Source organism: Streptomyces sp. NBC_01508 (genome assembly GCF_045040315.1).
Lineage (GTDB): Bacteria > Actinomycetota > Actinomycetes > Streptomycetales > Streptomycetaceae > Streptomyces.
Window position 1 is genome coordinate 5,833,973 of sequence record NZ_CP109419.1, and the last position, 11,694, is coordinate 5,845,666.

8 protein-coding genes are annotated in these 11,694 nt (G+C 69.5%); 1 reads left to right on the forward strand and 7 read right to left on the reverse strand.

Features of this window, described 5'->3' with window-relative positions; translation table 11 throughout:
- Positions 1 to 5 precede the first annotated feature (5 nt).
- Complete coding sequence (locus tag OG700_RS27100) at positions 6 to 857, reverse strand: helix-turn-helix domain-containing protein (RefSeq protein WP_405617926.1); 852 nt, start codon at positions 855 to 857, stop codon at positions 6 to 8.
- Positions 858 to 1,524: 667 nt separating this feature from the next.
- Complete coding sequence (pepN, locus tag OG700_RS27105) at positions 1,525 to 4,092, reverse strand: aminopeptidase N (RefSeq protein ID WP_405617928.1); 2,568 nt, start codon at positions 4,090 to 4,092, stop codon at positions 1,525 to 1,527.
- Between the two features lie 148 nt (positions 4,093 to 4,240).
- Here pepN and OG700_RS27110 point away from each other — a divergent pair, with 148 nt between their 5' ends.
- Positions 4,241 to 4,750 carry a DUF1203 domain-containing protein gene (locus OG700_RS27110; protein ID WP_405617929.1) on the forward strand — a complete coding sequence of 170 codons (510 nt, stop codon included), beginning with the start codon at positions 4,241 to 4,243 and terminating at the stop codon, positions 4,748 to 4,750.
- 409 nt (positions 4,751 to 5,159) lie between these two features.
- Here the strand turns inward: OG700_RS27110 and OG700_RS27115 are convergent, their stop codons facing one another.
- The 5 genes from OG700_RS27115 to OG700_RS27135 form a co-directional block, all read right to left on the reverse strand.
- Complete coding sequence (locus OG700_RS27115; RefSeq protein WP_405617931.1) at positions 5,160 to 5,822, reverse strand: hemerythrin domain-containing protein; 663 nt, start codon at positions 5,820 to 5,822, stop codon at positions 5,160 to 5,162.
- Positions 5,823 to 5,929: 107 nt separating this feature from the next.
- Positions 5,930 to 7,768, reverse strand: coding sequence for an acyl-CoA dehydrogenase (locus tag OG700_RS27120; RefSeq protein WP_405617933.1), 1,839 nt, complete (start codon positions 7,766 to 7,768; stop codon positions 5,930 to 5,932).
- Positions 7,769 to 7,856: 88 nt separating this feature from the next.
- Positions 7,857 to 8,954: a pyridoxal phosphate-dependent aminotransferase gene (locus OG700_RS27125; protein WP_405617935.1), complete on the reverse strand. Its 1,098-nt coding sequence runs from the start codon at positions 8,952 to 8,954 to the stop codon at positions 7,857 to 7,859.
- A 31-nt stretch (positions 8,955 to 8,985) separates the two neighbouring features.
- Positions 8,986 to 10,632: an AMP-binding protein gene (locus tag OG700_RS27130; RefSeq protein WP_405617937.1), complete on the reverse strand. Its 1,647-nt coding sequence runs from the start codon at positions 10,630 to 10,632 to the stop codon at positions 8,986 to 8,988.
- A gap of 2 nt (positions 10,633 to 10,634) precedes the next feature.
- Entirely contained in the window at positions 10,635 to 11,645 is a 1,011-nt protein-coding gene (locus tag OG700_RS27135) for an acyl-CoA desaturase (RefSeq protein ID WP_405617939.1), read from the reverse strand.
- Positions 11,646 to 11,694 lie beyond the last annotated feature (49 nt).

An 11,694-nucleotide genomic window follows, 5' to 3' on the forward strand; every position in this document is an offset into this window, starting at 1 on the left:
CACCCTCACTTTTCCTTAAGGATCTGGTCGATCATGACCTTCGACTTCTCCGTGTCGAGCGAGAGATCTTTGAACTCATCAAACAGCGACCGATATTTCTTCAACTGATCCTCTTCGCTCATGAACACAAGTCCAAGAACACTTTCAACGATGATGGTGTCCAGTTGGGGCACGGACCCGCCCGCATAAAACATCTGTGGCACAAATCCGATGTAGGATTCCGCGGTGAACGGGATCACGTGGATGGAGACGCCCGGCCGGTCGGTGGCTTCGAGTAGGAAAGCCAACTGATCGCGTGAGACTTGGCGGCTGCCGTAGTTGATCCGCAGCGCGGCCTCATGAATGACCGCCTCGTACGGCGTCGGGTGCTCTCGGTCAAAAATTTCGCGCCGTGCCAGCCGATGCTGGACCCGTGCGCTCAGTTCGTCATCCGAAATGCCGCGATTGGCTGTTGAGAAGACCGCATGCGCATATTCCTCGGTCTGGAAGATCCCCGGAACGATGAGTGCTTGGGCGGTGCGCAGAAACGTGGCGTGATGTTCGACCTCCGACAGCTCCAGCAGTACTGGAGGGAGCAATCCGTGGAACTTCTCCCACCACCCGTCGCCTCGTTCTCGTGCCATCGCGACGAGTGCGTCAACGAAGTCTTTGTCGGTCGCGCCATAGTGTGAAGCAAGGAACTGGACCCGTTCGGGCTTGATTCCCCATCGACCGGCCTCCACGTGGCTGATCAGAGACCGTTCGCCGCCGAGGTGCGAAGCCGCCATCGCGCCGGACATGGGCACAGCTTCCCGTAGCTTGCGCAACTCGGAACCCAGTCGTGCCTGACGCGAGGTCGGCCGCCTTGCGGATGTCATCGCGCTCCTTTCCCCAGCCTTGATGCTCAGGCATCACTCTGCCACAGCGGGACCACTCGATCGAGCCTGATGCAGTTCCTCACTGTTGAGGAAACGCGATGGTGTGCTCTAGGGTCCACCCAACGCCATGGTGCGGCTGGCAGGCGCACAAGGGGGCTGCTCCCCAAGCCAGTTGCGTATCGCCATGGGTGTGCGAGCAGAGGAGCAAGCCATGGTCGACAAGGCGTCGCCCGATGTGGGTTCGCCGGTCCTTGACATGACAACGGGCAGACTCGCCGAGTTCGGTGGCGGGACGGCCGATCGCTGGCGTCTGCGCCCCGTGCTTGGCGGGGCCGGGTGGGAGGTGCGGCCCGAGGATGTGTGGCTGACAGAACCGCTCGGACTCCCGCGCGGCGGATCCGTCCCCCACCCGTCCCCCATCCGTCCCCCACCCGGACCCCGAGCCGGACCCCGAGCCGGTCGACGGGTGCGATGAGTGCGTTGACTGGCGGTGGGCCGAGCGACTTGCCACAGACGCGGGCGAGTTGAGCGAGGCGGCCGACTGCCGGGTGTTGTTCCGGCGGCACCTCGCCGTGCGACACGGCGAGGCGGGAGATCCGCATGCGGAGGGCGGCCCGCGAAGAAGGACCTGCGGGGCGCGCGCCGTCGAGGCGCGCGCCCCCAGTTGTTATGCCGCCGCGTCCGCCGCCTGCGCCCGCAGCGCGCGGTCCAAGCCCGACCGGGACTCCGACATCAGGCGGCGCAGCGCCGCGTTCGGGGAGGCCGAGGCCAGCCACGCGTCCGTCGCGTCCAGGGTCGGCTGCCCGACCTGGAGCGCGGGGTACAGCCCCAGCGCGATCTGCTGGGCCATCTCGTGGCTGCGCGCGTCCCACACGTCCTTGACCACCGCGAAGTACTTCTCCGTGTACGGTGCCAGCAGTTCGAGCTGGTCCGTCTGGACGAAGCCGCCGATGACCGCTTCCTGGAGCGCGTTCGGGAGCTTGTCGGACTCCACGACCGACGCCCACGCCTCGGCCTTCGCCTCCTCGGTCGGCCGCGCCGCGCGGGCCGCGGCGGCGTGCCGCTCACCCGCCGCAGTACGGTCGCGCTCGTACTCCGCGGCGATCTCCTCCTCGTCGTGCAGACCGACGGCCGCCAGCCGCTGGACGAACGCCCAGCGCAGCTCGGTGTCCACAGCCAGCCCCTCGACCGACTCCGTACCGTCCAACAGCCCCTGGAGCAGATCCAGTTGCTGCGGGGTGCGGGCCGTCGCCGCGAAGGCGCGCGCCCACGCCAACTGGTGGTCGCTGCCCGGCTCCGCCGTCCGCAGATGCGCCAGCGTCGCCTCCGTCCACCGCGCGAGCCCCGCCTCGCGCCACTGGGGCGCCGCGTACAGGTTCAGCGCGAGCTTCACCTGGCGGTGCAGCGACTGCACGACGCCGATGTCCGTCTCCTTGGCGATGCCCGAAAGCACCAGCGCCAGATAGTCGCGGGTGGCCAGCTCGCCGTCGCGCGTCATGTCCCACGCCGACGCCCAGCTCAGTGCGCGCGGCAGCGACTCCGTGAAGTCCCCGAGATGCGCGGTGACGACCCGCAGCGACTCCTCGTCCAGGCGGACCTTGGCGTACGACAGGTCGTCGTCGTTCAGCAGGATCACCGCGGGCCGCGGCGTGTTCGCCGGGAACGGCACCTCGGTCAGCTCGCCCTCGACGTCCAGCTCGATGCGGCTGGTGCGGACCAGCTTGCCGTCCGCGGCCAGGTCGTAGCAGCCGATCGCGATGCGGTGCGGGCGCAGCACGGGCGTGCCCTTCGCGCCCGGGGGCAGCGCGGGCGCCTCCTGCCGTACGGCGAGGGAGAGAACGTGCCCCGCCTCGTCCAGCTCGATCTCCGGCCGCAGGATGTTGATGCCGGCCGTCTCCAGCCACGCCGTCGACCAGGTCTTCAGATCACGCCCGGAGGTCTCCTCCAGCGCGCCGAGGAGATCGGACAGACGGGTATTGCCGAAGGCGTGCGCCTTGAAGTACGCCTGTACGCCACGGAAGAACTCGTCCTGCCCGACATACGCGACGAGCTGCTTCAGTACGGAGGCGCCCTTCGCGTACGTGATCCCGTCGAAGTTGACGAGCACGTCGTCCAGGTCGGTGATGTCCGCCATGATCGGGTGCGTCGACGGCAGCTGGTCCTGCCGGTACGCCCAGGTCTTCATGGAGTTGGCGAACGTCGTCCACGAATGCGGCCACCGCGAGTCCGGCGCGTACGCGAGGCACGCGATCGAGGTGTACGTCGCGAACGACTCGTTCAGCCAGAGGTCGTTCCACCACTCCATGGTGACCAGGTCGCCGAACCACATGTGCGCCAGCTCGTGCAGGATCGTCTCGGCACGCGTCTCGTACGCCGCGTCCGTCACCTTCGAGCGGAAGACGTACTGGTCGCGGATGGTGACGGCGCCCGCGTTCTCCATCGCGCCCGCGTTGAACTCCGGCACGAAGAGCTGGTCGTACTTGGCGAACGGATACGCGTAGTCGAACTTCTCCTGGAACCAGTCGAAGCCCAGGCGCGTGACCTCGAAGATCGCGTCCGCGTCCAGATACTCGGCGAGCGAGGGCCGGCAGTAGACGCCGAGCGGCACCGACTGGCCGTCCTTCTCGTACGTGCTGTGCACCGAGTGGTACGGGCCGACGATCAGCGCGGTGATGTACGTCGAGATGCGCGGCGTCGGCTCGAAGCGCCACACGTTCGACTCGGGCTCCGGCGTGGGGGAGTTCGAGACGACGGTCCAGCCCTCGGGCGCCGTCACGGTGAAGCGGAACGTCGCCTTGAGGTCCGGCTGCTCGAACGAGGCGAACACGCGCCGCGCGTCCGGCACCTCGAACTGCGTGTACAGATACGCCTGCTGGTCGACCGGGTCGACGAACCGGTGCAGACCCTCACCGGTGTTGGTGTACTCGCAGTCCGCGGACACCGTCAGCTCGTTCGCGCCCTGCCGCAGATGACGCAGCGCGATGCGCGAGTCCCGGAAGACCGCGGCCACGTTCAGGGGCTTGCCGTTCAGCACCACCTCGTGCACGGCGGGCGCGACCAGGTCGATGAAGGTCTCCGCCCCGGCCTCCGTGCTCTCGAAGCGCACGGTCGTGACGGACCGGTAGGTCCCACCCTCCTGCGCGCCGCTGAGATCGAGGTCGATCTCGTACGAGTCAACGGTGAGGAGGCGCGCCCGCTGCTGCGCCTCTTCACGGGTCAGATTTGTGCCAGGCACCCGGTCATCTCCTCGGATCGGTACGTTTTCGCCCATCCTTCCATGCGGACCCGGTCCGCCGCCGGGAGTAGTCACGGCGCCCCCGGCCCGCACCGCGACGTCCGGAAACCGCCGGTCAGCGGAGCCCGGCGGGGTGATGCTCGGGTACATGACGCAGCACACCGCACGGCATGTCGCACGGCCCATCGAGCCCGCCGCCCTCAAGCAGCTCCGCGACACGGACGACTCCGGCGCCACCCGGACCCCATACACCGACCCCGAGGGCGGCGCCCCCCTGCGCTGCTGTCTGCGGCGCAGCCGCGCGGGCGAGCGGATCACGCTCGTCACGTACGCCCCTCTGCGCCGCTGGGCCGCCGAGAACTGGGCCAAGCCCGGCGCGTACGACGAGCAGGGACCCGTCTTCATCCACGCCGACGAGTGTGACGGTCCGGCCGGGGACGCGACGGGCTACCCGTTCGCCAGGCCCGGAGCGCTGCGCACCGTACGCCGCTACGACTCCGAGGGCCGCATCGCCGGCGGCCGGCTGCTGGAGATCCCCGAGGCGGCGGACGAGGGCTTCGACGCGGCGTTCGCCGAGGCGTTCGCGGACCCGGAGGTCGCGCTCGTGCACGTACGGGCGGCGGAGTACGGCTGCTTCCTCTTCGAGGTACGCCGCTAGGGTCTTTCGTTTGGATCGGGCCGGATCAGGGAGCGGGGTCTGGTGCCGTGGATCGCGAGGCGGAGGAGGGAGGCATGGCGGGAGCCGTGCCTGCCCTTCCGCCGTCAACGCGGCGAGGCGCGGTGCCAGACCCCGCGAGCCCGGCAAGATCCAAACGAGAGGCCCTAGGGCGTGTTGCGAAAGTAGCGCCGTCCGACCGAAGGGCGGGGCCGACGGCGTCTGGTGCGTGCGATCGCAAGGCGGAGGATCGTTCTCGTACTGGACGTACTTGGATGATTCCGACAACGCGGCGAGTGCGCGTGCCAGGCGTCGTCGGCCAGGCGGGACTTTCGAAACATGCCCTAGACCTGTCCGGCGGATGGTCAACGGCGTTCCGCTTTGAGGAGCGCCGACGGTGGGCGCTGGTGGATCAGTCCCCCGGCCGGTGTGTTCGGTAGTGCTCACCGAAGGCGGCGAGCCGGTTCTTCTCCAACCAGCCGCTGAACAGCCGCCCGACCGGTGCGGCGGGCACACCACCGTGCTCTCCGGGACCCGCCACGGACAGCAGCCAGGCCGGCATGAACCGTAGTGTCCAGACCGGTGCCGTCGTGCGCATGTGCTTCGCGAAGCCCCTCCAGACTCTGCCGTCCAGGGCGGGGGCCAGTCGTCCCGTCAGCTCGCGTTCCTCGTCGGCGGCGTGCTCGGCAAGCTGCTCGCGCAACTCGTCCGTCCGGGTGGCCAGTTCAGCCGGGGCCGCCTCGTCGGTACCGAGCCGCCGACTCGTCGTGTGCCAGGCGTGCAGGACCTTGGTGAGCTCCTCGTGCTCGGCGGTCATCAGCGCCAGCGCCTCCTCGTCGGCGCCGCGTTCGCGTAGCTTCGGCCAGAGGAAGTCGTCCTCGCCCTCGTGGTGGTGCTCGATCAGCTTGAAGATTCGTTCCACGTAGTCGCGCAGAGCGGTGGTGCGCTCGGCGTTGACCGCAGGCAGTTCACGGGTGGCGCGGGCGATGCGCTCAAGGTCGCGCACCATGGCGCGGTGAGCCAGCAGCATCGTCTGGTGGCCCGGGGCGAGGGTGGTGGTGTCGGACTCGGTCACGAGCGGCTCCTTACATGCGCAACGATGACGGGACTTCTGAAACACGCCCTGGAGGGGGCGGGCGCTTCACGGGTGGCGAGCCGACGGATCGCGGGCCCGGCAGGTGGTCACCAGGCGTCGTCCGGCAGCTCCATCAGGACGCTGTCCTGACGCTCGGCGAGGGCGCGTTGGGCGGCGAGCGGCGGAAGCACCTCCTGTGCGAAAAACCTGGCCGTCGCTATCTTGCCCAGACAGAAGGCATGCTCGGCGCTGTTCCGGTCATCCTGGTACGTCGCCAGCTTCTCCTCGGCCACCGTCGCCTGACGTAGCAGTAGCCAGCCGAGCAGCACGTCGCCGGTTGCCATCAGCAGCCGTGTGGTGTTCCGCCCCACCTGGTGGACGGCCGTCGGCTCCTCCAGCGAACTGAGCAGGCGCGTGCCCATGGCGTCTGCCATCGCGCGCAGTTGGGCCACCGCTTCCGAGAGCAGAGCGCGCTCGGCCGCCAGGCCGCCGCCCGTCTCGCCGCGCGCCTCCTTCTCCACCTCGGCGAGCAGCGCGTGCAGGGCCGAGCCCTGGTCCCGGGCGACCTTGCGGAAGAAGAAGTCCATCCCCTGGATGGCGGTGGTTCCCTCGTACAGGGTGTCGATCTTGGTGTCCCGGATGTACTGCTCCAGCGGAAAGTCCTTCATGTAGCCGGCCCCGCCCAGGATCTGTAGGGCGTGGTTGAGCTGCTCGCAGGCGCGCTCGGAGCTGTAGCCCTTGACGATGGGCAGGAGCAGGTCGTTGAGCGCCGTCGCCTCCTCGTCGGTGCGCCCCTCGGCGAGCGCCGCCGCGATCCGGTCCTGCACGGTCGCCGTGTAGAGGACCAGGGCGCGCAGCCCCTCCGCGAAGCCCTTCTGGAGCAGCAGGGAGCGCCGTACCTCCGGGTGCCGGATGATGGGCACCTTGGGGGCGGAGCGGTCGCCGAGGGCGGCCAGATCCGAGCCCTGCACCCGCTCCTTCGCGTACGCGGCGGCGTTGAGGTACCCGGTGGACAAGGTGGCCGCCGATTTGGTTCCGACGATCATCCGGGCCTGCTCGATGAGCTGGAACATCTGCCGGATGCCGTTGTGCTCCTCGCCGAGCAGCATGCCGACCGCCGGATCCTCGGCCCCGAAGGTGAGTTCACAGGTGGCCGAGGCCTTGAGGCCCATCTTGTCCTCCAGCGCGGTGGCGTAGACCCCGTTGCGGGCCCCCAACCGGCCGGTCGCCGGCTCGGCGATCCGGAACTTGGGCACCAGGAACAGTGACAGCCCCTTGGTTCCGGGACCGTGGCCGTCCGGCCGGGCGAGTACGAAGTGGACGATGTTCTCGGCCAGATCGTGCTCGCCGGAGGTGATGAACCGCTTGACCCCCTCCAGGTGCCAGCTCCCGTCGGGTTGCCGCCGCGCTCTGGTCCGGCAGGCGCCCACGTCACTGCCCGCCTCAGGTTCGGTCAGCACCATGGTGGCGCCCCATTGCCGTTCGACCATCACCCGGGCGAGCTGCCGTTGCTCCTGGTTGCCGAGCCGGTCGAGGACTCGCGCGAAGCCGACGAACCCCTGATAGAGGTAGAGCGCGGGGTTGGCGCCCAGAGCCAACTCCGCCACCGCCCAGCGCAGCGACGGCGGCACCTCGGCCCCGCCCAGCGACGCCGGCAGGTCGAGCAGGTGCCAGCCACCCTGTAGCCAGGCCCGATAGGCGCGCTTGAAGGAGTCGGGCAGCGTGACCGAGCGAGCTGCGAGGTCGTAGACAGGCGGGGTGCGGTCCGCCGCCACTGAGGCGTCCGCCAGCTGGTGCACCGCCAGGCGCTCGACCTCGGCCAGCATGGCCCGCGCGGTCTCCTGGTCGGTTGCGGCGAACGCCCCCCGGCCGTATGCCTCGGCGCGGCCCAGCACCTCGAAGAGGACGAACTCCAGGTCCCGCAGGTTCGACTTGTAGTGGCTCATGGCCGGTTGCTCCGCTCCATTGCTGAGATGTGCCGATCCGGCGTCGGAATGCGGCTCCGTGCGGGGCGGCCCTCGGCACGGAACCGGGTCACGGGCGGCCGAGCAGCTGGGTCAGAGCTGTGGCGAGGCGCTCGACCTCCGCCTCCGTACCGACCGAGATACGCAGCAGGCCCGGCAGCCCGAGGGCGGTCAGATCGCGGACGAGGATGTGGTGCTCCTCGGCGAGACGGGCAGCGAGGCGGGTGCTGTCGCCAGGTTCCGCGCCCTTCCCCGGAACCTGGGCCATCACGAAGTTCGCCGCCGAGGGAAAGTAGCCGAGACCCAGCGAGTCGAGGGTCTTGCACAGCAGCTCCCTGACTCTGGCGTTGTCCGCGCGTACCCGGTCCAGGTACTCGGGTACCTCCAGGGCGCGCCGCACGGCCCGCTGGGCCTGGCGGTTGACGTTGAAGGGCAGCGCCATGGCGGTGGTGTTGAGCTGCCCGATCAGCTCCGGAGGGCCGACGGCGAAGCCCACGCGTACCGAGGCCAGGCCCCACGCCTTGGAGAAGGTGCGGGTCACCAACACCCGCCGCCCCTCCCGTACCGCCTCCAGCGCGAACTCGTGGGCGGGGCCGGCGAAGTCGATGTACGCCTCGTCGAAGACCAGCACGGTTCCGGTGCTCTCGGCGGTGTCGATCAGCTCCAGGACCTCGTCGCGGTCCAGCAGCGCCCCGGTGGGGTTGAGCGGGTTGCAGACGAACGCGAGGGCGGCACCCTGCCGCATGGTGGCCGTGAGGCCGGCGACCGGGATCGCCGCGCCCGTCAACGGGACGGTGCGCGTCCGCGCGCCCACGGCCGCGGCCGAGGTCACGTAGCCGGGAAAGGTGCTGCTGGTGGTGGCGACGAAGTCGTCGGTCCCGCGCGGGAACGTCAGCGAGGCGAGCAGCACCAGCTCGTCGGTGCCATTGCCGAGCGCGATCATCTCGGGGGCGACCCGGAGGTGCTCGGCCAGACGCTCCCGCACCGCTGCGCACTCGCTGTCCGGGTAGCGATTGAGGTGGTCCGAGGCCTCCGCGCACACGTCCTCGACCGTGCCGGGCGGGGGGCCGTACGGGTTCTCGTTGAGGTGCAGGCGCAGCCAGTCCTCCCGGCCGGTGATCTCTGTGTTGGTGAAGAAGTACGACAGAGCCGAGCGGTCTTGCGGCATGGGAATCCCTCTCTCGAACAGTGTCGACGGGTCAGCCGAGGACGACCCGGGCCAGGGTCTTGAACGCGACCCCGTCCGGCCTCAGGGCGGCCCGGCAGCGGAAGCGCTGGACCTTCCCGCTGGGGGTCCGGGGCAGGTGGCCGCGCTCGACGAAGACGCACTCCGCGAGCGCGATGCCCGACTTCTCACGCGCGACGGCGGCGGCCCGGTCGGCGATCAGGTGGAAGTCGTCGCTCCGCCGCTTGGGCTCCAGCAGCAGGACCAGCCGGGAGACGCCGCGGTCGGCCACGTCCACCAGCGCCGAGCACCCCGTGCGGACCGAGCCGAGCGCCTCGACCGCCGACTCGATCTCGCTGGTGTAGACGTTGCGCCCCCCTACCGAGATCAGGTCGTCGGCCCGGCCGACGAAGTACACCTCGCCCTTGTGGACGAAGCCCAGATCGCCGGTGTGCAGCACGCCGTCCCGGAACCGCTCGGCCGTCTGCACGGGGTCCCCGAGGTAGCCGGAGGCCAGACTGGGGGAGGAGACCAGGAGCTGCGAGACCCGGCCCGGCTCCTGGGTGGTCACCGTGACCCCGGGCAGCGGCGGGCCGTTGGACACCAACCGCGTGGCGCCCGGAGTGTCGTCGGAGACTTCGACGATCTCGCCGGCCATCAGCCCCGCCCCATCGAAGCTGAGGGTGGACGGTTCCTGCCACGTCGGGCTGCTGGAGACCGCCAGGGTCGCCTCGGCCATGCCGTAGGCGGGCATGAACGCCGCCCGGGACAGGCCCGAGGGCCCGAACGCGGCCATGGTGGCCTCCAAGGTCGCCGCGTCCACCCGCTCGGCGCCCACCACGAAGACCTTGAGGGCGAGCGGCTTGGGCAGCGGCGTGCGGCCCTGCGCCCTGGCGGCCAGGTACAGGGCGGTGTTGGTGCCGGCGGACATGGTGGCGCCGAACTCCGAGATGTCCCGGAACCAGGTGCGCGGCGCCATCCCGAAGCGTTCGGGGGAGGAGAGGACGAAGTCGTAGTCGAACGCCCAGGCGTTCAGCAGGGTTCCGAAGATGCCCATGTCGTGGGAGAGCGGCAGCCAGGAGACGATCGTCTCGGCGCCGACGCGCCCGTCCGCCAGGTCGTAGAGCATGTGCAAGTGCGTCGCGATGGCGCGGGAGGTGAGCGCGCAGCCCTTGGGCACGCTGGTGCTGCCGGACGAATACTGGACGAAGGCGGTCTCCTGCGGGCCGGGCGGCGACGGGTCGATGTGCCCGCCGCCGTACAGCGAGGTCCAGCTGCGGACCGGGAGCCGCGCGGCCAGTTCGGCCGGCACCATCGGCGCGATGGTTTCGTCCGTCAGCAGCACTGTGGCATCGAGCCGCTCGGTCAGCCGCGTGAGCTGACTCCCGTACTCCTCGGGGGTCTGGCCGCGGGCCGGCAGGGGGAAGGACGCGACGGTGCCGCCGGCCAGCCAGACCGCCAGCAGGCCGCGCACGGTGTGCACCGAGTTGGTCAGGACGGTGGCGACCCGGGTCCCGGGTCGCACACCGGCCGCACGGAGCGTGGCCGCCATGCCATGCGCCTCCCGGACGACCTCGCGCCACGGGGTGTGCCCGAAGCCCTCCCCGTCCCAGTGGTGCAGGACTCCCCGGGACCGGCCGCGCAGCAGCAGGTTCCACAGTTCGGTGCCGGTGGCTGCCATGGCTATTCCACGTCCACGAGGGAGATGTCGGAACCGTCGCGCGACCGGTGCGCCATGGGGACGATGTGCTGCTGCCCGGTCAGCAGCTCCTCTCGGCTGAGCTTGCTGCCCTGGACCCGGCTGACTCCGGCCTCGCGCATCGTCATCCGCTCGGAGTCGATCCGGATGACCTTCCAGGCCAGCCGAGTCCGCTCCAGACTCCAGATGAAGACGGCCGAGAGATCGACCTCGTACCACTTCATCCCATGCCGCGCGGAGCGGGGGAAGGCGTGGTGGTTGTTGTGCCACGCCTCACCGAAGGACGGCAGGGCGAGCCAGGCGACGTTGCGGGACTCGTCAGTGGTATCGAACCGCCGGCTGCCGAAGTAGTGGCCGATGGAGTTCACCGCGTACGTCATGTGATTGATCAGGAAGATCCGCACCAGGCCGCCCCACAGGGTGCCGGTCAGCAGCGCCTCGACGGAGCCCCCGGTGATGGCGAAGGCCAGCAGGCCGGGCAGCAGAATGCCGGCGGCGACGACGGCGATGAAGTTCTCGCTCAGCCAACGCAGCGGCTTCTCGCGGACCAGGTCCGGGCAGTAGCGGATGGGCTCGGACTTGAGCCCCTCGTTGAAGAGCCAGCCCAGGTGCGCGTGCCAGATGCCGGCCATCGCACCCCTGAATCCGGGCTCGAAGCCGAGATGGGGGCTGTGCGGGTCGCCCTCCTTGTCGGCGACCCGGTGGTGCTTGCGGTGGTGGGCCGCCCAGATGATCGGCGGCCCTTGGCCCGCCAACACGCCTGCCGTGGCGAGCGCGACGCGTATCGGCTTGTACGTCTCGAACGCGCGGTGTGTCAGCATCCGGTGGTACCCGGCGGAGATGCCGAGGCCCGATATCGCGTACATGATCAGGGTGACCAGCACATCGGTCCAGCCGAAGATGTGATTCCAGGCCAGCACCATGGCTGCGCCGAGTGCGAGCAGTGGTAGCAGTGACGCGACGAGCATGTACCAGCGGTGTTCCCTGCCGTCCATATCCTTGCTGTCCTCTTCTCTCGTTCCTGCCGTGTCTGGTTCTGTTGCG

Bases quoted from the DNA above. Each gene is read 5' to 3' on its own strand.
- OG700_RS27110 (WP_405617929.1), top strand. From the start codon at position 4,241: ATGACGCAGCACACCGCACGGCATGTCGCACGGCCCATCGAGCCCGCC.
- OG700_RS27120 (WP_405617933.1), bottom strand. From the start codon at position 7,768: ATGAGCCACTACAAGTCGAACCTGCGGGACCTGGAGTTCGTCCTCTTC.
- OG700_RS27125 (WP_405617935.1), bottom strand. From the start codon at position 8,954: ATGCCGCAAGACCGCTCGGCTCTGTCGTACTTCTTCACCAACACAGAG.
- OG700_RS27135 (WP_405617939.1), bottom strand. From the start codon at position 11,645: ATGGACGGCAGGGAACACCGCTGGTACATGCTCGTCGCGTCACTGCTA.
- OG700_RS27100 (WP_405617926.1), bottom strand. From the start codon at position 857: ATGACATCCGCAAGGCGGCCGACCTCGCGTCAGGCACGACTGGGTTCC.
- OG700_RS27130 (WP_405617937.1), bottom strand. From the start codon at position 10,632: ATGGCAGCCACCGGCACCGAACTGTGGAACCTGCTGCTGCGCGGCCGG.